At 53.0% G+C, this 21215-nt stretch carries 23 protein-coding genes and 2 tRNA genes; 11 read left to right on the forward strand and 14 right to left on the reverse strand.

Features of this window, described 5'->3' with window-relative positions; all coding sequences use genetic code 11:
- Positions 1–251: 251 nt before the first annotated feature.
- The 4 genes from BLU05_RS01325 to BLU05_RS01340 all read right to left on the reverse strand — a co-directional run bounded on the left by BLU05_RS01325 (position 252) and on the right by BLU05_RS01340 (position 6567).
- Positions 252–3038 carry a valine--tRNA ligase gene (locus BLU05_RS01325; protein WP_091877236.1) on the reverse strand — a complete coding sequence of 929 codons (2787 nt, stop codon included), beginning with the start codon at positions 3036–3038 and terminating at the stop codon, positions 252–254.
- A 266-nt stretch (positions 3039–3304) separates the two neighbouring features.
- A complete protein-coding gene (locus BLU05_RS01330) occupies positions 3305–4126 on the reverse strand; it encodes a PopZ family protein (protein ID WP_175540495.1) in 822 nt (273 codons plus the stop codon).
- Positions 4127–4349: 223 nt separating this feature from the next.
- A complete protein-coding gene (locus tag BLU05_RS01335) occupies positions 4350–5744 on the reverse strand; it encodes a TolC family outer membrane protein (RefSeq protein ID WP_091877240.1) in 1395 nt (464 codons plus the stop codon).
- 148 nt (positions 5745–5892) lie between these two features.
- The gene (locus BLU05_RS01340) at positions 5893–6567 is read right to left on the reverse strand and encodes a protein-L-isoaspartate O-methyltransferase family protein (RefSeq protein ID WP_091877243.1); all 675 of its coding nucleotides are present in this window, start codon (positions 6565–6567) and stop codon (positions 5893–5895) included.
- 590 nt (positions 6568–7157) lie between these two features.
- Between BLU05_RS01340 and BLU05_RS01345 the strand changes: the two genes are divergently transcribed.
- The 3 genes from BLU05_RS01345 to BLU05_RS26085 all read left to right on the forward strand — a co-directional run bounded on the left by BLU05_RS01345 (position 7158) and on the right by BLU05_RS26085 (position 8593).
- Entirely contained in the window at positions 7158–7709 is a 552-nt protein-coding gene (locus tag BLU05_RS01345; RefSeq protein ID WP_091877245.1) for a GGDEF domain-containing protein, read from the forward strand.
- A 76-nt stretch (positions 7710–7785) separates the two neighbouring features.
- Complete coding sequence (locus BLU05_RS01350; RefSeq protein WP_139210366.1) at positions 7786–8211, forward strand: hypothetical protein; 426 nt, start codon at positions 7786–7788, stop codon at positions 8209–8211.
- Positions 8212–8425: 214 nt separating this feature from the next.
- Positions 8426–8593, forward strand: a complete 168-nt coding sequence (locus BLU05_RS26085) for a hypothetical protein (protein WP_175540496.1) — start codon at positions 8426–8428, stop codon at positions 8591–8593.
- A 925-nt stretch (positions 8594–9518) separates the two neighbouring features.
- Here the strand turns inward: BLU05_RS26085 and BLU05_RS01365 are convergent.
- Positions 9519–10256, reverse strand: coding sequence for a BPL-N domain-containing protein (locus BLU05_RS01365; protein WP_091877252.1), 738 nt, complete (start codon positions 10254–10256; stop codon positions 9519–9521).
- A 198-nt stretch (positions 10257–10454) separates the two neighbouring features.
- Between BLU05_RS01365 and BLU05_RS01370 the strand changes: the two genes are divergently transcribed.
- Positions 10455–10697 (forward strand): hypothetical protein, encoded by a 243-nt coding sequence (locus tag BLU05_RS01370; protein WP_091877254.1) that lies wholly within the window; start codon positions 10455–10457, stop codon positions 10695–10697.
- Between the two features lie 250 nt (positions 10698–10947).
- Here the strand turns inward: BLU05_RS01370 and BLU05_RS01375 are convergent, their stop codons facing one another.
- From BLU05_RS01375 to BLU05_RS01385, 3 genes are all read right to left on the reverse strand, one after another.
- On the reverse strand, positions 10948–11823 hold the full coding sequence (locus BLU05_RS01375; RefSeq protein WP_091877256.1) for a hypothetical protein: 876 nt from the start codon (positions 11821–11823) through the stop codon (positions 10948–10950).
- 254 nt (positions 11824–12077) lie between these two features.
- Positions 12078–12668, reverse strand: a complete 591-nt coding sequence (locus BLU05_RS01380) for a rhomboid family intramembrane serine protease (RefSeq protein ID WP_175540497.1) — start codon at positions 12666–12668, stop codon at positions 12078–12080.
- A 115-nt stretch (positions 12669–12783) separates the two neighbouring features.
- Positions 12784–12857, reverse strand: a tRNA-Cys gene (locus BLU05_RS01385).
- A 212-nt stretch (positions 12858–13069) separates the two neighbouring features.
- Here BLU05_RS01385 and BLU05_RS01390 point away from each other — a divergent pair.
- The gene (locus BLU05_RS01390; RefSeq protein ID WP_139210368.1) at positions 13070–13537 is read left to right on the forward strand and encodes a hypothetical protein; all 468 of its coding nucleotides are present in this window, start codon (positions 13070–13072) and stop codon (positions 13535–13537) included.
- Here BLU05_RS01390 and BLU05_RS01395 read toward each other — a convergent pair.
- On the reverse strand, positions 13534–14283 hold the full coding sequence (locus tag BLU05_RS01395; protein ID WP_348271750.1) for a GNAT family N-acetyltransferase: 750 nt from the start codon (positions 14281–14283) through the stop codon (positions 13534–13536). The two genes, BLU05_RS01390 and BLU05_RS01395, sit on opposite strands and share 4 nt — an antisense overlap.
- Before the next feature lie 119 nt (positions 14284–14402).
- Between BLU05_RS01395 and BLU05_RS01400 the strand changes: the two genes are divergently transcribed.
- Complete coding sequence (locus BLU05_RS01400; RefSeq protein WP_091877262.1) at positions 14403–15299, forward strand: LysR family transcriptional regulator; 897 nt, start codon at positions 14403–14405, stop codon at positions 15297–15299.
- 20 nt (positions 15300–15319) lie between these two features.
- Here the strand turns inward: BLU05_RS01400 and BLU05_RS01405 are convergent, their stop codons facing one another.
- Together BLU05_RS01405 and BLU05_RS01410 are read right to left on the reverse strand one after the other, a co-directional pair.
- Positions 15320–15559, reverse strand: a complete 240-nt coding sequence (locus BLU05_RS01405) for a hypothetical protein (RefSeq protein WP_091877264.1) — start codon at positions 15557–15559, stop codon at positions 15320–15322.
- A 132-nt stretch (positions 15560–15691) separates the two neighbouring features.
- Positions 15692–15940, reverse strand: coding sequence for a hypothetical protein (locus BLU05_RS01410; RefSeq protein WP_091878385.1), 249 nt, complete (start codon positions 15938–15940; stop codon positions 15692–15694).
- Between the two features lie 246 nt (positions 15941–16186).
- Here BLU05_RS01410 and BLU05_RS01415 point away from each other — a divergent pair.
- Both BLU05_RS01415 and BLU05_RS01420 read left to right on the forward strand, forming a co-directional pair.
- Positions 16187–16261 (forward strand) — tRNA-Asn (locus tag BLU05_RS01415).
- Between the two features lie 168 nt (positions 16262–16429).
- Positions 16430–17047, forward strand: coding sequence for a LysE family transporter (locus BLU05_RS01420; protein ID WP_091877266.1), 618 nt, complete (start codon positions 16430–16432; stop codon positions 17045–17047).
- Between the two features lie 264 nt (positions 17048–17311).
- Here BLU05_RS01420 and BLU05_RS01425 read toward each other — a convergent pair whose 3' ends face one another.
- Complete coding sequence (locus tag BLU05_RS01425) at positions 17312–17572, reverse strand: DUF982 domain-containing protein (protein WP_091877268.1); 261 nt, start codon at positions 17570–17572, stop codon at positions 17312–17314.
- Between the two features lie 306 nt (positions 17573–17878).
- Complete coding sequence (locus BLU05_RS01430) at positions 17879–18079, reverse strand: hypothetical protein (protein WP_091877270.1); 201 nt, start codon at positions 18077–18079, stop codon at positions 17879–17881.
- Between the two features lie 115 nt (positions 18080–18194).
- On the opposite strand from BLU05_RS01430, the gene BLU05_RS01435 reads away from it, so the two are divergent.
- Complete coding sequence (locus BLU05_RS01435; protein ID WP_091877272.1) at positions 18195–19076, forward strand: LysR substrate-binding domain-containing protein; 882 nt, start codon at positions 18195–18197, stop codon at positions 19074–19076.
- Here BLU05_RS01435 and BLU05_RS01440 read toward each other — a convergent pair whose 3' ends face one another.
- Positions 19077–19733 (reverse strand): TetR/AcrR family transcriptional regulator, encoded by a 657-nt coding sequence (locus BLU05_RS01440; RefSeq protein ID WP_091877274.1) that lies wholly within the window; start codon positions 19731–19733, stop codon positions 19077–19079.
- Between the two features lie 185 nt (positions 19734–19918).
- Between BLU05_RS01440 and BLU05_RS01445 the strand changes: the two genes are divergently transcribed.
- Positions 19919–20758 carry an alpha/beta fold hydrolase gene (locus BLU05_RS01445; RefSeq protein ID WP_091877276.1) on the forward strand — a complete coding sequence of 280 codons (840 nt, stop codon included), beginning with the start codon at positions 19919–19921 and terminating at the stop codon, positions 20756–20758.
- A gap of 75 nt (positions 20759–20833) precedes the next feature.
- Positions 20834–21199: a VOC family protein gene (locus BLU05_RS01450; protein WP_091877278.1), complete on the forward strand. Its 366-nt coding sequence runs from the start codon at positions 20834–20836 to the stop codon at positions 21197–21199.
- The last annotated feature ends 16 nt before the right edge of the window (positions 21200–21215 follow it).

Consider the following 21215-nt stretch of genomic DNA (forward strand, 5'->3'; position numbering starts at 1 on the left):
AAAACGTGGAGCTTTCGTGTATTTTCACCCATGTTTTTTAGAATTTCGCAATGCACAACCCCGCATTGAAGCCAGAAACGGGCCGTTTTCAGCCAGAAAGCGTCAATGTTGCTCAAATGCAACGGCGCTCAAAAATGACCGAATTGGGGCGGATAACTGTCGAAAGTAGGATGCGCTCCCCACCTATTCAAGGGGAGCGCAGATTAATTCAATTAAATTGAGAATCAATTAGCCAGAAATGGCTAGTTTGCTCAACTTGCCTCGCTTACACGGCGAATGGCGACTTCGATCTTCTCAATCGATGCTTGCAATTCGATGAGGCGCTCGCGTTCGGCTTCGACAATCTCGGGCTTGGCATTGGCGACAAACTTCTCATTGCCAAGCTTCTTCTCGATCTTACCGATTTCCTCGTTGATTTTACCGGCTTCCTTGCCAAGGCGAGCAACCTCAGCCTTCACATCGATCAGGCTGCCCAGTGGCAGGCAGGCGGTCGCTTCGCCGATAACAAACTGAGCCGAACCCTTTGGCGCCTCATCAGCCAGATTGATCGTTTCAACGCGGGCGCGCCATTTGATCGATGCCTCATGGCGCACCAATCGCTCCTTGGTGGCATCACTGGTTCCAACGACAACGAGCGGAGCTGTTGCGGATGCCGGAACATTCATTTCAGCCCGCACCGAGCGGATACCTGTCACAAGATCAATCAGCCAGTTGATATCGGCTGCGGCTTCGGCATCGAGGAAATCCGGCTCCGGCCAGCCCGCATGGCAAAGCAAGGTATCACGCACCTGCCCCTCGCCTGCGGTATGCGCCCACAACTCTTCCGTCATGAAAGGCATGAACGGATGCAGCAGCTTGTAGATTTCATCGAGAACATAGGCAGCGCAGACCTGCGCTTCGGCCTTGGCTTCCGCATCTTCGCCGTTGAATACCGGCTTCAGCAGTTCAATGTACCAGTCGCAGAACTGATTCCAGACGAAACGGTAGGCAGCGCCAGCCGCTTCGTTGAAGCGATAGCTGGTAATGCCATCGGTAACGTCGCGCACCGCATTGGTGAGTTCTGTCAAAATCCAGCGATTGACCGTCAGCTTGGCATTCTCGGGGCGAAATGCCGGATTGCGTGCCACGCCGTTCATCTCGGCAAAGCGCGTGGAATTCCAGAGTTTTGTTCCGAAATTGCGGTATCCGGCAATACGGCTCGGGTCGAGCTTCACATCGCGCCCCTGTGCCGCCATGATCGCAAGCGTGAAACGCAGCGCGTCAGCCCCGTATTCCTCGATCAGTTCCAGCGGGTCGATGATGTTGCCTTTCGACTTCGACATCTTCGCACCGTTCTTGTCGCGAACAAGCGCATGCATGTAGATCGTGTGGAATGGCTCTTCATCCATGAAGTGCAAGCCCATCATCATCATCCGGGCCACCCAGAAGAAGATGATGTCAAAGCCTGTCACGACCACATCGGTCTTGTAGTACATGGCAAGCTCGGGCGTCTTATCAGGCCAGCCCAATGTGGAGAACGGCCACAGAGCCGACGAGAACCACGTATCGAGCACGTCCTCATCACGGGTGAGAAGTTCGCCCGGCTTGAAGTCTTCAAGCAGGTTCTGCACATAGGCCTTCATCGGCCCTTCATGCGCAAGATAATGCTGAACAGCAGCGCTCAAGGCCTCTTCTTCGGTTTTTTCGACAAAAACCTGACCATCTGGACCATACCACGCCGGAATCTGGTGCCCCCACCAGAGCTGACGGGAAATTGTCCAGGGCTGGATATTCTCCATCCAGTCAAAATAGGTCTTTTCCCAATTTTTGGGCACAAAGTTTGTGCGCCCTTCGCGGACACTGGCAATAGCAGGCTTGGCGAGTTCACCGGCATTCACATACCACTGATCGGTCAGATAAGGCTCAATCGGCACGCCGCCGCGATCGCCATGCGGGACCATGTGCGTATGATCGTCGATCTTCTCGAGATAGCCGCCCTCTTCCATCATGGTGACGATCAGCTTGCGCGCTGCAAAACGGTCCTTGCCATCAAGGGCATGGATCAGTTGATCGAGATGACTCGATTTCTCCAATCCTTCGAGGAAGTCGTTGTTATCCTTCAGGAAGATCGATGCATCCATGTTCAGGATATTGATGACGCGCAGATCGTTACGCTTGCCAACCTCCGCATCATTGAAATCATGGGCAGGCGTGATCTTGACTGCACCTGATCCGGCTTCCGGATCGGCGTAATTATCAGCAACGATAGGAATCAGGCGGCCAACCAGCGGCAGAACAACATTATTGTCCAGAACCGCGTGATAGCGTTCGTCTTTTGGGTTAACCGCAACGCCCGTATCACCAAGCATGGTTTCCGGACGAGTCGTGGCAACCACAATATAGGTGTGCGGATTTTCCGGATCGAATGCGACATTCTCAAGCGGATAACGAAAATGCCACAGATGGCCTTTAAGCTCACGCTGCTCGACTTCGATGTCGGAGATCGTTGTCAGCAATTTCGGGTCCCAGTTGACCAGACGCTTGTCCTTGTAGATCAGCCCCTGCTTGTAGAGGGTGACAAAGACTTCAAGAACGGCCTTCGAAAGCCCCTCATCCATGGTGAAACGTTCACGCGACCAGTCACAGGATGCGCCAAGGCGCTTCAGCTGATCGACGATAATGCCGCCGGATTCCGACTTCCATTCCCAGACCCGCTCGATGAATTTTTCGCGGCCCATGGCACGGCGGCCCGGCTGCTGGCGTTCCATCAACTGGCGCTCGACCACCATCTGTGTCGCGATACCTGCGTGATCCAAACCCGGCTGCCACAGCACATTCTTGCCGCGCATACGCTCGAAGCGGACAAGAATATCCTGAATCGTATTGTTCAGCGCGTGGCCCATATGCAGCGAGCCGGTCACATTGGGCGGAGGAATAACAATCGAGAAAGGATCAGCGCCGGGCTTTGAACCAGCTCCAGCCTTGAATGCTCCAGCTTCATCCCAGCGTTCTGCGATCTTCGGCTCTATAGCCCCGGCGTCATAGGTCTTCTCAAGCATGCGAATAGTCCGTCATTTTTGCGGAAAAGGATTAGCTACGGTGTAAACCGAATGGCTGGACATAAGTCAATGATAACTGGCGAATGTCGTCGGAATGGCTTTGACTCGCGGGTAGAAGAACTCCGTGAGTATCATCGTATCGCACATTGCGCTTACATCAAGGCGAATGCCGTCTCGCAAGCTATAGCCACAAGCGGACGCGGAGTCTGCGGAGCGCGATTATATACGCTCTCGCGATTGTTGGGAGAATGTAGTCCGGATCCATATTAGCGTTTGGCGCCACGCGCCACGCGCTCAATTTCCTCACGTACAAGACGCTCGACGAGATTTGGCAGATTGTTATCCAGCCAGTCCTGCAGCAAGGGCCGCATGATTTCCTGTGCGATCTCGTCAAAAGAACGCCGCTGCTCGTTCTGCACCGCAAAGGAAAGATCACCGAAAGCGGCACTGACCTGACGTTCCGTCGCTTCAGACAGGATCGGCTCCAATGCACGCTCCAGATCCAAAGACACTTCGTCACCTATGGTTGCCTCTGATGCATCAGAGACGGCTTCAACGGGCTCCGGAGTAAACGTCTGCTCTTCCGCCTTGATCTGCTCCGGTTCAATGGCAGGCTCCTCGTAGGGTACAGGCGCGACGACAGGGGTTTCGATAATCGCTTCCGGTACTTCAAAGGTCTCTGCCTCATGCCCATGATAGTCCATTGGCTCATGCACAGACGTTTCGGGAATGACGGGTGTCTCCAGAACTTCAGGCTGCACGACTGATTCCGTTACGGTAGCTTCGCGTTCAACGAGTTTCGACTGAAGCGGCGAGAATGGCCGGCTCAGCGGTGCCTCAAAGGATTGCGGGGCCGGATGCGAAACGGCAATGCCTTCGCGTGGCGGCAATTCCACCTCTTCGTCGGCTAGATCATAGGACTGAGGCTGCACCTGCATTGCAGCGGTCTGAACAGGGACATCTGAATTAACGGGTGTAGGCACAACATCATCCGTGCGCGTCGTATCACTCTCTTCGATGATGCGACGGATCGAGGCGAGAATCTCTTCCATAGAAGGTTCGCGCGCCACGCTGGATGATTGTGCCATGATACTCTCGCCTACTACATCTTGTTTCGCTGCCAAGCAACGAATCTGCATTCAGTGTAGAGGCTTACATTGTCTTTGAGAATCCCTCGGGCCGACAATCCGGTCTAACCCACAGACTTTTCTGGCCATCGCGAAAAACCTGATATCTCAATCCACAAACGCAAATGCCGCCGGAAGTTGACCGGCGGCATCTGAATAATCTCGAATGAATGGACCCAAAAGCCTAACGGCCGTCTGGCGTCCGCAGTCCGAACCACTTGTCCTTGACGGCTTCGTAATGCTCTTCCGGCTTGTATTGAGCCACTTGCAGCCCGATCCGTTCCGGCGAAAGCCGTCCAACGGCCAGAAGTACAGCATAACTTGTGACGACGCTGTCACGTTCAGCTTGCGCCAAAGCGATCTGTCCGGAAAGAACCTGAGCCTGCTGCTGCAATACGTCGAATGTCGTGCGCTGGCCAACCTTGCGTTCTTCAATCACACCGTTCAAGGCGAGCTGTGCGGCGGAGATAACGGTCTTCTGCGCAACAATGGATGCCTTGGCGGCTTCAAGCTGCGACCAGGACTTGGCAATCGCCTGACGCACCGTATCCCGCTGTACATCAACTTCAATCCGGCGCTGGGCCGCAGTTTCCTTGGCCTGACGAACCAGTGCTGGCGTGCGACCACCGCTGTAGATCGGAATGGTCAGCGTGATGCCTGCCGATGCCGTGGTGTAATCATTTGACGAGCCCGGCGTGCCGCCCGTGTAAAAATCATTGCGGTTCACGCTACCGCTCAACCCAACTTGCGGCAGCAAAGCACCTTCGTTGGATTTTACGTCATAGCCAGCTGCGTCAAGTGCATACTGCGTCGCCAAAATCGCTGGGTGATCGTTAGCTGCAATGGCAAAAGCCGAATCCATGGACTTGGGCAAGTTCTTCGACGCAATACTTGCCGACTTGAGGCCAGTCGGCGAAGCGCCAACAATCTGAATATATGTCGCTTCGGCGGTCTTTGCATCTGAACGCGCTACGTTAAGCGTGGCGATAGCCGCCGCTTTCTCCGCGTCAGCCTGCGCAACGTCTGTTCGCGTGCCTTCACCAACATCAAACCGAGCCTTGGCAGCACGCAGCTGCTCATCAAGGAATTCAAGGTTCTTTTGCCGCAGAACAACGATCTGACGTGCCAGATACACGTCCATGTAGGCCTGTGCAGCACTGAAAAGCAGATTCTGAGTGTTGTTCCGCAGATTCTCGCGAGCAGCCAAAACCTGCGTCTTGGAAGAAGCTACTTTGTTCTGTGTTTGAAATCCGTCAAACAACGTCTGGTTGACCGAAATACCATATGTTCCACTGGTGGAATCATTGGTGCTGCTGCCATCATTCCGGCGCGCAGCAGCGGTCAAATTCGCTGTGGCTGAAATTGTCGGACGATAACCGGATTTGGCAACGGCAACACCCTCATCCGTCACGCGCACACCGGCACGATCAGCATTAAGCGTCGAATTGTTGCCATATGCCTTGGCCATGGCGCCAAGGATCGTTTCTGCCAGTGAAGGCGTAGATGTCAAGACCGTCGCCGACAGCAGCGCCGCGGTGAGTACTCGCTTACCCGCTATGAACACCATAAACCCCTTCATTCTCTAAAATCTGTAAACCCCAGACCGAACCGACTGGTTCGACCACATGTCGTTCATTAGCTTTCAATTTGCAAGATGGACCACAGACACATTTTTCGATATCCGAACAAAGTGGTCAACCGTTGCACTTTTGTCTCATGCGCGACAGTTAAAACTCGAACTCAGGCACTTTCTCAAAACCGGGAAGCAGCTTCACGGCAGAGTTGAAAGCAGGACGACCGGACACAACTCCATCATTCTTGACGTAGATCATGGCCTTGGCAGAATTGCCCGCGCCCTCAACGGCGACAAGACGTCCCCCATCCTTCAGCTGGTCGAATAATGGACCAGGAACATGATCAATACCACCCTCAAACAAAATCACGTCGTAAGGTGCTTCTGAAGCGTAGCCATTTTGCAACGGCGCGCTAACCACAACCACATTGTCATAACCAAGTTCCGCCAGCGTCGTGGTTGCCTGCTGTGCAAGGCTCTGATCGTTTTCGAGCGCAATGACTGACCCGGCGATTCGCGAAAGCACACCAGCCGAGTAACCAGTTGCACAACCAATATCGAGCACGACATCGTCAGGCTGCACATTTGCCAATTGTACAAGCTTGGCGAATGGCGAAGGTTGCATCAGATAACGTGGGCCTGATTCCGCAGTAGCCGCAGCCACAAGCACATCCTCGTCAATGTAAGCCAGAGGCACACGCGCGGCCGGTACAAATTTTTCGCGGGGGACATCAAGGAACGCCTGAAGCAGTGGTTTGTCGGTCACATCAGTCGTACGCAACTGATTGTCGACCATCTTGATGCGAAGATCTTCAAAGTTCAGCGTCATGGTCCACAAGCTTTCCTGGCAAGGCACTTGCAACACAGAGCGCTTGCAAGCGCGTAACAGGCCTCCGCCGGATGATTACAGCAGAAGCAATAATTTAGGACAGGATGTGGCAAAAAATTAAGCCATCGTCAATCAATGTCTGCCCTGACGAGATGACATAGCTGTCATTTTTCACGAATATCAACCATTTCTCGCGAGCCGTAATCTTTGTGCAACTCTTGTCGCGTTTTTCAGGGGACGGAACGCCGGGGGTCATCGTCTTGCGATTGATTCTTTGGTGACCCGTAACAGCGATAAATTTTGAGATTCGAAACATCTGGTACCGCGTCTAACGTCATTGTGAATTGATATGAGCAGCGTAATTGCGCGACTAACTGAATGCGACACATCTTAAAGTATAACAAAAACAGGCGTCGAACTGGTTGAAAATCCGTGGTAAAGTAAAACGCACTGAAGCTGCTTTTATTTACCTTGCTATTGTTTTCCGCTCACGCATGTACTCAATTCTGTGATTGAACTGACAGCACGCACCTGCCATTGTCATACGCAGGCAAAAGGAATCGGTAAGCGGTAATAGGAATTAGGCGTAAATGATTGATTTCAAAGGACTGGGCGATTTTCCCGTCAGTCACGACGAACTCACCGGACTGGCCGACAGGGATGCGCTTGAAGAACATCTGGATAGTCTTTGCGCATCTTACGGCGAAAGTGACTTCGTTGACCGCATAGAATTTGCCGTTCTTTGTATCGATATTGACAGCTTCAAGACCATCAACGAACAGTATGGCCGCAGCGACGGTGATAATCTTCTGCGACTGGTAGCAGACCGGTTGCAGTCCTGTTTGCGCAAGAACGATGTGGTTTACCGTCTGGGCGGCGACGAGTTCGCCATTGTGCTCGTTCAGGTAACGGCAGAAGAGACCGCCCGCGTTGCCGACAGGATCATCGGATCGATCTCTCAGCCCTACGATCTGGGTGGAGACGCCCCCATCCGAATAACGGCGACAATCGGTGCCGCACTTGCCCCGCGTGACGGCCAGACACCGGAAAGCCTGCTTTGGTGCGGTGATGCCGCGCTCTACATTGCAAAAAACGCCGGCAGAGGTGTATATCGCCGCTATTCGGAACGCCGGTCCAGCTAATTCCGGGTCTGGTTCAGCACTGTAACGTCAGTGCCGTCGCCGTTAATGCTCCGATACGGTAAAAATGGCTGACTCGATGAATCCCACAGAACGGCAGGCTTTCGATCAGGCAAATGAGGCAATTCGCCTCGGCGCCACCGGCAACCATTTGCTTGCGGTCAAGCATTGGGAAAAGGCTTCGCGCATTGCGGATGAACATTTACCGCAGACAGATATCAATTTCTGGATCAAGAGCGGATTTGGTGCGGCTCTCTTTGACGCAGATCGTTTTGACGAAAGCATCGCCATATCGCAGATGGCGCGTGACTGGTGTCTTGGCCATAAGCAGCCACTGGCATCGCTCTCCATTGCGCGCTCATACCTTGCCCTTGGTCAAACCACGGCCGCAACGACTTACTTGCGCGAAATTCACACCCTGATCGGTAACGATATATTCGCAGCGTTCAATGATTCCGACGAGGTTAAAATACGCGCGGCCCTCTCGGACAGTGAACAAAATTGAAATAAAACGAACAATACCAATATTTTAATCGATTTTACTGTGTGTTTTGCAGTCCAGTATTATTGACAGCGGAACACTTGTTTAAAATTGAAATTAAAATCTTCGCCGCCACAATGATTTTTGTAATAGACCGTCGCAATTGTTGATTTGAACTGCAGAACTCTTGCCTATTTTGATCGCTACCACGTCCGGCAGTTCAATTCGGAGTCACAGAATGACGATCAAGACCGTTCCACAGGAAGTCTACCAGCGCCATGAGCGCGAATGGCAGTTGCTTCGTGAAGCCTTGGCTAAAAACAAGTCCGCGAGCGACGCCCAGCCGGGTATCAATGTTGAACCGAGCATGCCTGCAGAGGCTATTCCGGGCGCATTCCCGCAGTAATCCGGCAGACATATAACCCGCGCGGTCAACATTATTGGCCGCGCGGGCTTTATTTTATCCGTATTAATATCAATTGAATTGACAAACAGCAGCTTCTAATTTCGTTTGAGCGACCAAATCCGGGATTAGAAACGGTAACACTATATGAGGAAAATCCTCATCATCGCATTGTCTGTCATTGCCGCTTCGAGTGTCGTGCTCGTCAGCAGCGCTGAAGCCGCGCGATTCGGGTTTAGTTTCGGTGGACCTCGTGGCCACGGGAGTAAGCCGAGTGGCAAGGCCAGCAGCATGAACCCCGGCAAGGGGAATAACGTTGGCCCCGGCAAGGGAAGCGGTACCGGCCCTGGCAAGGGCAGCAGCACCGGCTCTGGCAGAGGGGGCCCTCAAGGCGGGCACAGGCGATAGTCTTGGATACTATATGGACACTAGCGTTAATTATTGTCCCGTCCATGGGTTTCATTTTGATGCTGGCGACGCTCGCGGCCTTCTTCGGATGGCTCTTGCGCAAGGTCATAGCTATCTCAATTGAAGCGTCACACCTTTATAGCCTGCTTTTTGTGAGCGTTCTGGCTGCATGGCTTTATGGGATTGAGACTTATAAAGGGCTTGGCTTTTCCGCGGTCTTAGTAATGTGTATATTTTTAAGCATATTTGCCTATTTTGCACTTTTCATCATTCAATGCTCTTTAGCATGGCGATCGGACAGGGCTTCATTATCGCTTCAATCTCAATCTTCCCTAAAGACAGCGCCGCCTTCCTCTCACGACACAACACCTATTTCGCAAGCCTGAATAATGTTCGGGCGATAGCTTTGGCAAAAATCCAGATAGGTTCTGACAATTGTCGATTGATGGCAATGCGGGGGATAGATCAGCTTGATAGACCATTCAGGCAACGGATAACGCGGCAGCAATGGTATGAGACCTTAGTCAGCCATAGTCGCATCGAGCAATCCTTGGATCAGTTTCGAGTTTACTCCGTCCGGGTTGTGCAAGCCGTAATTATCGTACCAATCCTGAGGTGCTTCGGGATGAGGCCCGATCAGCGTTGCACTGCCTTTGCCATAAGAGTAGCGTGCGGCTGCCACATCCCCGTTCTGGTAGTGCGCAAGTGCCAGAAAGCCTGAATTCGCATCATTTTTTGGAAGATATGGGCCATCCTGGTAGTATGTCCATAACTGAGAACCCTTCCATTTAATGGGCACCACGTAATCACCGATATCGGAAACTGGAAACCCCGGTCTTCCAACCTCGGAATCGGTTTCACCTTCCACAATATGAAAACCCAGATCCGTGGCGAGATACGCGCCCATGCAAATTCCCAGATACCGCCCGCCTTTGGATACGAAATCCCTGACAGACTGGATGCCAGCTTTTCCAAGGCTTTTTCTCGCCCCTTCAATATCCTGTCCACCGCCGGGTTGGACATACAATGAAGCCCCGATGAAACTGGATGGTTCCAACTTCAACTTTTCATTCGGGCCGATAAACTGAACGTCAAAATGAAAGGTACTGTTCTTTAAGGCGTCGGCGATTGCAGAAGAACAATCATCACATCCGGCAGGCCCGCGATACACAAGAGCCAAACCGCCCTGCGATGCATTTGCAGGGCTGTTCAGCACGAGAAAACACAAGAGAAGTGCATATTTTGCTCCGCCAAACATAATCGAATTCCCAATTGATCTGATCCTGCGCGCCCTACCCTATGTCAAATTGCGGTTTAATTTTGTGAAGCAGCCAACCCATACAGAAGCTCTCCGGATGTGACGGAAGCCCCGCTTTTGTTTCACGGATGAAGTACTAGAATGACGAACTCTGCCGTGCGGTGCCGAAATGCAATGCTTCTTACGGGAGGAATCACGATGGAAAACAACAATGACAGCCTGATACTTGATCTGGTTGAATGGGTGGCCCGGGAACCGCGACAGTATGCAGATGCGATGGACGCATGGAAAACTTCCTGCCCCCGGCTGACAATTTGGGAAGATGCGATTGATCGCGGTTTCATCGACCGCTCCGCGTCACACTCAAGGACAACGCAAATCGTAGTGACCGCATCTGGAAAACAATTTCTCGCAGCCAATCATAGGCTGCAAGCCCACTAACCCGCCCTGATACACCTGGCAGGCCATAGACCCACAGCGGACTGAAGCCATCTGCTTAGGTTGGGTTTGACTGGCAAGTGTTTTCTGGCCGTAGGTCCGCACTGGGAATTTGTACCAGTACCCCGAGCCCAGTTGCACAAACATCCGTTATGAACGTTCATGGTACTTATGTTAGTCCTTTGAATTTGCCGTACAAAACTATGCGATAACGTTAAGGGATGTCATTTCAAATGCGAGACCACGTTGTCCGTCAGCTATTATTCTCCTCGGAGGCAACGAATCCCAGCACTTGTATAACCAGTCTTGCTGCTTCATGGCCCACTGCCCTGACATACATATTGTATAAAACAACTGCCTCACGAGGGGCGAACATTTCGCCACCAAATTCTTTGGCGAGACTTTCAAGACTGCGGTAAGCCCTCAACCTACCCGCGCCGACAGTTCGGTCGATGTAAAGTATCTCACCAAATGGGCCGCGGTATGCATAGATCGCATGCGCTCCTGCGGTTTTTCCTTCTCTGATCAGATTGACACCTATCATGACGACACTGCCGTCGCGGGGAACCAACTGCTCCAATTCCTTAACACTTGAAATGTTTTTCCAAGGGCTGACCTTGACGCCAAGTTGGGTGAGAAAGCTAACACCCACCTTCAGATCGGCGATGGCTGGCAGGTGCCCCATCTTCAATCCCAGGGCGGCAGCAATATCATCAACACTGGCAAAAAGTCGCCCCTCAAATTTATGACCTAATTGCGCGAGTGCCTTGGCGGAGGCGACCCAGAAACACCCGCCCGTCGCCGCCTGGGCCGGGATATCAGCAATGAGACGCACGCGAATGGCGCCTTTTACGGCCTGCAGAGCTTCAGCTGCTTTACCTACCGGGAAAATAGCGACAACGCGCAGTGCATCTTTGCCAACGCCGCCAAGTGTGCCTTCCTTGACACCATCACCCAATCTGAGGATGTCCACAAAGCCTTGACCAAAGGTCATCACAGCGGATGCGCCCGCACCGACAATCATCGCGCTTTGACTGTAGTGCGAGTCCTCCACCCATTTGTCGATTATTCCTTGGGATTCGTTCTTTTGGCCATCCCACCAGTCAGCGATCTCAGTGAATTTCCACATGCGCGCGCCCCCAAGCAAACTCAATTAGATGTCAACGAATATCCGTTAAAACGTCGATACTCGACGGTGATGAATTACTGCGCGGCAGTCAAACGCAATCTATTGCATTGGGGGTGCTGCTTTTGGAACGGAAGAGCTTGCATGTGAAATAATGGGAATTCTGTGCAGGTAAACGCCCCTCACTAAACGCAGCGATGAAAGCGTGCAATGTGGCATTTAATTGCCTCGGTATATTTAGTTCGTATAATTCTGACCTATCTTAAACGGCGCCGCCGTTGGACACCAAAACCGACGGCACCCAATGCCAGACCCAAGACAAGACCACCTGTGTGTGCCCAGTTTGCCACCGGTCCAAGAACATTTGTCCAGCACAAGATAAACCAACCAAACATGATGATAACGTTGTTATGCGTGATAAAATAAGCGCTTGATCCCTCTGCCCGGACACGAATGAATACGTAGCCAAAGAGGCCATAGACCACTCCGGACATCCCGCCAAAAGAGGGGTTCTGCAGTAAATATTGCGTAATGTTGGACACAAGCGCGAGCATCATAACTAATATGATAAACCGGATATATCCAATGCGTTGCTCAATCTGGCCGCCCAAATCATAAAGCCAGAACATATTGAAAATCAGGTGCATCGGGCTGAAATGTAGAAAGATGGGTGTGAACAGACGCCACACTTCGCCATTCATAATATCATGAAACCTATAGTCAGACTGGCTGGCTATCATAAGTTCAGACGTGACTTCTGGATTGTCTCCCAAACGGGTAACGATCGCAATGACAACACAAACCAGAATAAGGATCAACGTCGGCGTGGGCGATTTAATAACAGGCAAGGTAAAATCCCAACTGTATCCGAATGGCATCCATTATCGATGAGACAGAGATACCGGTTGCTACATCCATGAAAATACAAGCAATAACAAATAGATAACTAATTGTGGAAAGAATTGGAGGCCTCGCCCGGAATCGAACCGGGGTGCAAGGATTTGCAGTCCTCTGCGTAACCACTCCGCCACGAGGCCTCATTGACTGGGGACAGGACACAAGTCCATGAATCTCCGGTGCCGTTCTCTAGGAGACCAATCTGGCGCCGTCAAGTCATTCCCGACAAAATCCTGTCGCTATGGCAAACAGAATTTTCCGAGGCAAAAAGTATGGATGCTGGGCATGACATTGCTTTTTTCGAGATTGATTGACTGCTGAATGACAGCTTGCTCGCCTATGCGGATCAATTATGATTCAAACTATGGAAGTGACCCCATCCCCACACAATGACAACGGGCCCTCGGCGTCAGCCCTGCGATTTCCGCTCAAGCGCATTGCGCGTGTCAGTCTTTTCTTTGCGGGACTTCTGATCGCATCCTATGTCGCCAGCGCCCTGTTCTATCTGTGTCTTGCCGGTTGGGATTCTTTCAGCAAACCAGAATCCATCGCCAAGCTCTCAGATGTCAGCCAATGGTTCAACATCGCACCGCTTATAGCAATCATCGCGTTCCTGCCTGCCCTGCTGGCAGTGACCATTGATCAAGCCAGGCAACGAAGCTCCGCGCTGTTCTTCATGGTCTGTGGTGCGCTCCTTGGTGTTATTCTCGCCGCCGCTATCCGAAACATCACAGCCATAGTGATGATCGGGAGTATAGGTGCCGTAGCTGCGCTCATCTTCTGGCTTATTGCTGTTCACTCCACCCGCAGGTTTCTCTAGACGGGTGAAATCTCGTCACCCTGCCCCAGCGCTCTTTGCATCAGCACCGTATCCACCCACTGTCCAAATTTGAAACCAACAGAACGCAATGTTCCCACCGGCTCAAAGCCAAGCCGCTCGTGCAGTCTCAACGAACCTGCATTGCCGCTATTGCCTATTATGGCCACCATCTGCCGCCAATCGCCTGCCTCGCATCGCCTGATCAATTCACCCAGCAACAACGACCCTATACCGCAGCCGGACATTCCATTGGCGATGTAAACTGAATCCTCCACCGTATAACGATAGGCAGGGCGTGGCCTATAGAGTGTAGCGTAGCTATATCCGACGATATGCCCGCCCGCCTCGGCCACCAGATAGGGCAATCCGGCAGTGAGAACGCCTGCCTTGCGCGCCATCATGTCATCCAGCGATGGAACCTCAACTTCAAAAGAAGCGATACCATTGAGCACATGATAGGCATAAATGGATTGAACTGCTGCCATGTCGCGATCATCAGCATCACGTATATGCAAGGCAGCGGAATCAAACTGCGAGGCCTTTGATTCAAACAATTGATTATTCAACAGATTATCCTTCGGGGTTCCGCGCAGGACATCGGCTGGCGTCAGGCCGATATCATCAAGCAAGTCTGGTTCAAGCCCGCGCAACGCGGCAAGTTGATGGATTCGTGATTGGGGTGCAGCTGTCAGATACCAGTTCATCTGCTGCAACAACGCGCGGATTCTGCCCACCTGTACCGCCATTTTACCGCATCCTGCCCATCCTTTTCACCGACCATCGGTCAAAAAGCTGATGACACTGTGATCCCATTCACAATATAAAAGAAGCTTTGGTAGACTATACGAATTATAAGGAAATCTTTGTGTCGTCCCTTAGCCTTGATCAACTTGCAACCTTCGTGGAGGTTATCGAACTCGGCAGTTTTTCAGCCGCTGCAGACCGATTGAACATCAGCCAACCGGCCGTGAGCCTGCAGGTGCGCCAACTCGAAAAGCGGCTCGGCGTTCTCCTGATCGAGCGAATCGGTCGCAAAGCCACCCCAACAGCTGCCGGTACTGAACTTCTCGCCCATGCCGGGCGCATTAACCGGGAAGTCTCAGGCGCTTTGGATGCCATGGCCCGATATACGACAGACACAATCGGGCGTGTGAGGCTCGGCACTGGCGCGACCGCCTGCATCTACCTGCTGCCGCCGCTCCTGCGCAGTCTGCGCCAGGGTTTTCCCTCGCTGTATATTACCGTCAGTACTGGCAACACCATAGATTTGGTCAAGGCGGTGGAAGACAATGTGCTCGACGTAGCACTTGTGACCATGCCCGCATCGGGTCGTATGCTCGAAATTAAATCAATCCTGCGAGAGGAATTCGTCGCAATCGCACCGGCTGGTGTAGTCATGCCGCCGCAGGTCACGGCTGCGGAACTGGCCAAGAATCCGCTGATTCTCTTTGAATCTTCCGGTAACACGCGCCGGGTCATTGACCGATGGTTTGAGCAGAGTGGCATAACCTTGCAACCTGTCATGTCACTGGGAAGCGTGGAAGCAATCAAGGAGTTGGTCCGAGCCGGACTTGGTTGGGCTATCGTTCCCGCAGTGGCTGTGCGGGAACCGGAACAAAGGCGGGCCTTTACGGTGCGCCCGCTCATCCCCAATCTGCACCGCGAGCTGGCACTCATTATCCGACAGGACAAGATAGTAACCCGCGGCCTGCGCGCATTGATCGCTGCGATCTCCGAAAGCGGCACACGCAGACAGATCTGAGATTCAAAACCTGTACTGAATTACAGCCATTGCCTGCCATCGCCGCCCGCGCAGCCATAGGGTGGCAGATTATTGCCAAAATTCTTCTTCAGCTGGGCGCAACCCCACTGCCTGATCGGGACGGGCATATAATTATTGAGGCTGATTCCAACCTCATCATAGGGGCTCGTGGTGTTTGTTATGTACTGGTACCAGCGCCCGCCGATAATAACGACCAGCGCAATCACAGCGACAAGCAATATCCGCACGAATCTCATCATCCCACCCCTCCCTCAGGCAAAGAACCAATAGGAACAGGGGTAGCAGCGCAAAAGAACTGCGCCAAGATAGAACGAATCAAATTTTTGAATCAGAAATCGCACGGCTCATGAATACGGCCAAACAGCCTGAAATCAGGCCTTGCTGTTGCTGGCAGAGGATCGATTCCCCTTCCAGCGCCGTCCAAGCTTCACTTCGAGCTGGCGTCGCTTGCGCCGGACGATCGTGGAATCATGCGAAAGCACGACAAGACCGAGCGGAATCATCCAGAAACCGAGAATCGGCAGGAAACCGAGTATTCCGCCAACAATAAGCGTACCACCCAGCGTGCGACGCATTGCCACCGATTGCGGTATTGGCACATGACGGCCAAAGATACGCATATGGCGGCGTTTTGGCGTCGTGGAATGCTCTTTAGCACCGTTTGACGTATGATTACCGGTGTTTTCGGGGCGTTCGGTCACTCAGCAGCTCTTTCGTATTTCGTGTTCAACAGACCCCCGATGTAGGGACGCCGGACGGGCATTTCATCCTTTCCTGTGAACATTATATGAAAAAAAGCGAAATGGTCCTTTGCAAAAGCGAAACCCTTTTGCTATAGGCCACTTCGCTGATGACTGAGTAGCTATTCCCCGGTAGCTCAGTGGTAGAGCAACCGGCTGTTAACCGGTTGGTCGCTGGTTCGAATCCGGCCCGGGGAGCCAGTCACCTCAAAGGCTTAGCAGCTCACGCTGCTGAGCCTTTTGCTTTTAGAGCTATTTTCGAACATTTACCGCGCTATAACCACTCACCAATCAGACGCGAGCCCCTTACCGTTCACGGGTAATCGATGCTATAGATCGCGACAACAACACCGATCCCCCGGAGACGATATGTTCCTGCTCACTGTTGCAACAATCTGGACTATTGCAGCGCTGACACCGGGGCCGAATTTTTTCATGGTTGTACGTTGCACCCTCACCGGCTCGCGCAAGATCGCGATCTCTGCCGTCGCAGGCACCATAACGGGAACACTGTGCTGGGGGCTTGCCGGGTGGCTGGGCGTCGGTTCATTGTTCATGGCCGCGCCGATTGCCTATATGGGTTTGAAAATTGCTGGCGGTATCTATCTTCTTTGGCTTGGTCTTCGGCTGCTCTGGCAGGTACGCCAGCCAAAGGGCGACATGATTATTCCTGCAAACAAGGTCAAGCTGACACCCATGGGTGCATGGCGTCTCGGGCTTGCCACCAACCTCGCCAATCCAAAATCCGCGCTGTTCGTCGCCAGTCTGTTCGCAGCAACCATGGCACCGGGTACACCCTGGACCCACGGCGCCGCAGCGGTGGTCGTCATGGTGACCATATCAACCATCTGGTATGCCGGCCTTGTCGCCGCCCTCAGCCATCGTACGGTTGCTGACGCCTATCAGCGGGCGCGGCGCGCCATCGATGCCTTCGCTGGCACAATCTTTATTGGTTTTGGCTTGAAACTGGCATTGTCTGATCGGTAGTCAGAGCCGAGCCAAGAACTAGTATAGCTCACTTTTTCAACACGAACTTTTGTACTTATGTATAATTGAAAGTGCCCAATCTCCATGTTAGCCCTAGTGCTTGGAGATGATTTGATGTCCGTTTTAGCAATCACGATTCTTTGTATTGTTGCCACATGGGTGGCCTGCTTTCTGTTTCCGCATCTTGACTGATGAGCCGGGTCTGATGGCCTGCGCTTCCCGCTCAGCGAAGCAGCGGCAATCCTGACCACATGCGCCGCGATATCAACGCACCCATGTGGTGTTCTCGACATAAATATCGGCTTCCATAGTAGCCTGAACAAAGATCGATCGTACCATGGCGGGCGAAGCATGGCCCTCCATTGCCTCGGTGCAGGCCATTTGGGCGAGAAGGTAAATCCTCCCCCGCTCACCCGGCCAATCACTCGATAAAAACTCGGCGGCTTCAGCCACGGAACCGATGTTCCGCAGCTTGAACGAATGAAGTGACTCCACGGTCACCGGTTTGAACTGAGCGTTTTTCATGGCTTAGAAACGCGGATCGTTAAAACTGGTTCCAATCTGAAAAGCGCCTGTGGCAAAATTGCGATGCTTGCGCTTATCGCAAAGCCGTTCCCATCACATGCACGTTATCAGCTAAGTCGCAGATTTGCGTATTCAGCAGAGCTCCGCATGTCTGTCGTCATGAAACACTCGAAGCGATAGCCTCTTATATCCTCTATTAAGTCCATTCTCCCAACTCGCAGAAGTATCTGGCAAATCGTAAAAATCACTTGCCCCGGCGTCTATCGAGATACCGGGGCATGCAGCCAGTCTCACAATGGGTAGCGTCTAGAACGGTTGACGGAAATCCAGCCAGCGTCGATCACTATCCGGGAATTTCAGGTAGGAGCGCATGCTGGGGCTCAGATTGATATCGCAAAGCAGGTGGCCATTGAGGTCAGACAGACTGCCCCCAGGTCCATTGCTATGCTTTGCCGCCGCAGGAATCATCCACGACAGATTAAGGCCAAAATATCGAACTTCAGTCATTTCAGACTCCTAAAGTCATCAAGCTCTTTTCTATGTCTGGAGAAATAGTTCTTTATTTCTGGGATCACCAACGTAAAATGACGCATAAGCCATCAAGCCATTTAATGGGTAAATCATGTCATCCCTGCCGCTTCCAGCCATCCGCGTGTTCGAATCCGTTGCTCGCCTGCAGAACTTCACCAAAGCGGCTGAAGAACTGAACATGACCCAATCAGCGGTAAGCTATCAGGTGAAGCTGCTGGAGGAATTTGCCGGGGCACCGTTGTTTCACCGGCTTGCCCGCGGCGTCTCCTTGACTGATAAGGGCGACCTCGTAGCGCCGGTGATCCGCCGTGCGCTGGCCGAACTCAGTGAAACCTTTCGCGCTATCCGCGAGGAGCAGAATTCGGTTCTGCTGGTTTCGGTCATACACACTTTCGCCAGCAATTGGCTGACGCCGCGCATTGTGGATTTTCAAACCCGGTTCCCGGATATATCGGTACGCTTCGATATTGCGTCGCGGATGGTGGACTTTGTGGCCGAAGGTATCGATTGCGGCGTCAGGATGGGTAAGGGAAGCTGGCCGGGATTAAAAGCGCACCGGTTGCTTTCCGGGGGCTTTACCCCCCTTGCCAGCCCCGCTTATCTCGAAAAATACGGCCGGCCACAAACACCTGTGGACCTGCTCAACTATCATCTGATCACCCCTAATGATGATTGGTGGCCCATCTGGTTTCGTCAGGCAGGCGTGGAAGGACCACTTGTTATGGCCAAGCCGGGTGTTGGCATCGACACCCAACAGATCATCGCCAACCTCGCCCTATCAGGCGGCGGCGTCGCGCTCGTTTCAGAAGGCATATTCAAAGACGAAATTGATTCCGGCAGGCTCGTTCAACTGTTTGATGTCTGCGCCTCAACCGGCTCGGATTTCTACCTCGTTTATCCCGAAGGCAGGCAGTTGCAGCCGAAAACGCGGCTCTTCCGGGACTGGATACTGGAACAGGCGGGCGTCCTCTGATTATTTCCTGCCGTAGGCTGCCATAAACACGCTTACGCCTTGCTCGGCATGTCGGCGCAACGCGTCAAGTTTCGGAATGGCCCCATCACCCAACAGCATAACCTGATTGACGGGCTCGGCCATGACGAGCCAGTTGAAATGGGATGCGGCAATTGCCGGGTCTTCAATCTCAAGCAAGCCACGTTCGGCGAACACAGCAAAATTTGCCGCCAGAGCCATCATCGCGCGCTTCGGGCCGCGCTCATAAAGCACCTTGGCCAATTCAGGAAAACGGCTGACCTCCCCGATCACAAGGCGGCGCAGCTGCATGAGTCTCGGCGTCAGAACGACTATCAGCTGTTGATATGCATAATTCGAAAGATACTCCGCAAGATCTTCGCTGCCTTGAAACTCCGGAATTTGACTGTGGACCCTGTCACCGGCAACGCTGACCATGCTGGTCACGATCTCAACAAACAGCGCTTCCTTGCTCTCGAAATGCTTGTAGACCGTTTGCTTCGAAACAGCCGACCGCGCAGCGATATCGTCCATATTGGTGCCAAGATAGCCGTTCTGCAGAAACACCTCTGTCGCCGCATCAAGGATCGCCTTGTGCTTGCGCTCGGAACGGTTTGGTTCCGCTGTGCCCGCTGGATGAATTGAAGTCACTTTCGTCATAAAACCGCTTACCCGCAATTGCTGCACCCTAGCATGATTCCCGATGGGATCGAGTGTGTACCGTTGACACATAGTACTGGACAGTCTAGTTTGATTCAAGGAGATCAATACACATACAGGTTTGCTCAGTTCACGAAGACTGTTGGCCGGATGCGTGCCAACGGCTTATCAACAGGAGTTGCACAATGACGTTTCCTACCAAGACAGGTACATTGAAAGTGCCGGGCGCCAAAATTTACTATGAAGCCCAAGGCTCTGGGCCTCTCCTGCTGCTCATTGCCGGAGGCCCCACGGATGCAGGGGTTTTTGCCGGACTTTCACATTATCTCGCCGACCGCTACACGGTGGTGGCTTACGATCCTCGCGGGAATTCACGCAGTCCCTTCGATGGCAAGCCTGAAGCATTGCAGCTTGATGTTCACGGCGACGATGCCGCCCGGTTGATTGAAGCATTGGGCGGCGGACCTGCCTTTGTGATGGGTAATAGCGGCGGCGCGCAAATCGGGCTCAATCTGGCCGCGCGGCATCCGGAAAAGGTGCGCGCACTGGTAGCGCATGAACCGCCATGTCTGATGTTGCTTCCCGATCCCAGCGAGGCCTTGGCCGGTAACAAGGAAATTCACGACACCTATCAGCGCGAGGGCGTGGAAGCGGCGATGCAAAAGTTCATGGCCATGGCTGGATTGGACGAGCACGGTGAGGAGGAAGCGCCGCAAGCGCCTCCCCCGCCCGAAGCTCTGGAGACATTCGAGCGGATCAACGGAAACATGGAGTATTTTCTCGCCCATGGCCTCATGCCGCTTTCGCTGTACCAACCGGAGATTGATACACTGCGTACGGGTAAACCCGGTGTAATCGTTGGCGTTGGCGAGCAAACCGTCGGAGAAATTGCCAATCGTACGGGCGTAGCACTGGCTGAAAAGCTTGGCACGCAACCCGTGCAATTTCCCGGTGATCATGGCGGCTATGGCCCTCACGCCGAAGCTTTCGCAAAAACGCTTCACTCAGCATTCGCACAAGCATGAACAGCTTAGAGCGTCGCGCCTTACCCGCGGCACGACGCTCTGACAGCCGTCAAAGACAATCTGGAGAACGAACCCATGCATATACAGTTTGCCGAGCTTCCTGTGTTCAATCAGGACCGTGCGAAGAATTTCTACATTGATCATTTCGGCTGCACGGTTGCAGCCGACGTTCCCATGGGCCCGGATGGATGGCGATGGATAGAGCTTAAATTTGCGGGTTCGGAAACAAACCTGCATTTTATCAAAAGAGCGGACGATGAAGCGGCCAGCCAACCTGTGATGGTTCTTGTGGACGACAACGTTGCCGGCACCGCTGGAACCCTCAAATCAAAGGGTGTCGAAATCATCACCGAACCGCAGGCTGCGCCCTACGATCCCGGACGCACCGTCGCCGAATTCAGGGACAGCGAAGGCAACCGCATGGTGATCAGCAGCCGCTGATTAGAAAACAAACCGG

It is taken from the genome of Phyllobacterium sp. OV277 (assembly GCF_900104355.1).
Taxonomy (GTDB): domain Bacteria; phylum Pseudomonadota; class Alphaproteobacteria; order Rhizobiales; family Rhizobiaceae; genus Phyllobacterium.

Bases quoted from the DNA above. Each gene is read 5' to 3' on its own strand.
- BLU05_RS01325 (WP_091877236.1), bottom strand. From the start codon at position 3,038: ATGCTTGAGAAGACCTATGACGCCGGGGCTATAGAGCCGAAGATCGCA.
- BLU05_RS01330 (WP_175540495.1), bottom strand. From the start codon at position 4,126: ATGGCACAATCATCCAGCGTGGCGCGCGAACCTTCTATGGAAGAGATT.
- BLU05_RS01335 (WP_091877240.1), bottom strand. From the start codon at position 5,744: ATGAAGGGGTTTATGGTGTTCATAGCGGGTAAGCGAGTACTCACCGCG.
- BLU05_RS01340 (WP_091877243.1), bottom strand. From the start codon at position 6,567: ATGACGCTGAACTTTGAAGATCTTCGCATCAAGATGGTCGACAATCAG.
- BLU05_RS01345 (WP_091877245.1), top strand. From the start codon at position 7,158: ATGATTGATTTCAAAGGACTGGGCGATTTTCCCGTCAGTCACGACGAA.
- BLU05_RS01350 (WP_139210366.1), top strand. From the start codon at position 7,786: ATGAATCCCACAGAACGGCAGGCTTTCGATCAGGCAAATGAGGCAATT.
- BLU05_RS26085 (WP_175540496.1), top strand. From the start codon at position 8,426: ATGACGATCAAGACCGTTCCACAGGAAGTCTACCAGCGCCATGAGCGC.
- BLU05_RS01365 (WP_091877252.1), bottom strand. From the start codon at position 10,256: ATGTTTGGCGGAGCAAAATATGCACTTCTCTTGTGTTTTCTCGTGCTG.
- BLU05_RS01370 (WP_091877254.1), top strand. From the start codon at position 10,455: ATGGAAAACAACAATGACAGCCTGATACTTGATCTGGTTGAATGGGTG.
- BLU05_RS01375 (WP_091877256.1), bottom strand. From the start codon at position 11,823: ATGTGGAAATTCACTGAGATCGCTGACTGGTGGGATGGCCAAAAGAAC.
- BLU05_RS01390 (WP_139210368.1), top strand. From the start codon at position 13,070: ATGATTCAAACTATGGAAGTGACCCCATCCCCACACAATGACAACGGG.
- BLU05_RS01395 (WP_348271750.1), bottom strand. From the start codon at position 14,283: ATGGCGGTACAGGTGGGCAGAATCCGCGCGTTGTTGCAGCAGATGAAC.
- BLU05_RS01405 (WP_091877264.1), bottom strand. From the start codon at position 15,559: ATGATGAGATTCGTGCGGATATTGCTTGTCGCTGTGATTGCGCTGGTC.
- BLU05_RS01410 (WP_091878385.1), bottom strand. From the start codon at position 15,940: ATGCGTATCTTTGGCCGTCATGTGCCAATACCGCAATCGGTGGCAATG.
- BLU05_RS01420 (WP_091877266.1), top strand. From the start codon at position 16,430: ATGTTCCTGCTCACTGTTGCAACAATCTGGACTATTGCAGCGCTGACA.
- BLU05_RS01425 (WP_091877268.1), bottom strand. From the start codon at position 17,572: ATGAAAAACGCTCAGTTCAAACCGGTGACCGTGGAGTCACTTCATTCG.
- BLU05_RS01430 (WP_091877270.1), bottom strand. From the start codon at position 18,079: ATGACTGAAGTTCGATATTTTGGCCTTAATCTGTCGTGGATGATTCCT.
- BLU05_RS01435 (WP_091877272.1), top strand. From the start codon at position 18,195: ATGTCATCCCTGCCGCTTCCAGCCATCCGCGTGTTCGAATCCGTTGCT.
- BLU05_RS01440 (WP_091877274.1), bottom strand. From the start codon at position 19,733: ATGACGAAAGTGACTTCAATTCATCCAGCGGGCACAGCGGAACCAAAC.
- BLU05_RS01445 (WP_091877276.1), top strand. From the start codon at position 19,919: ATGACGTTTCCTACCAAGACAGGTACATTGAAAGTGCCGGGCGCCAAA.
- BLU05_RS01450 (WP_091877278.1), top strand. From the start codon at position 20,834: ATGCATATACAGTTTGCCGAGCTTCCTGTGTTCAATCAGGACCGTGCG.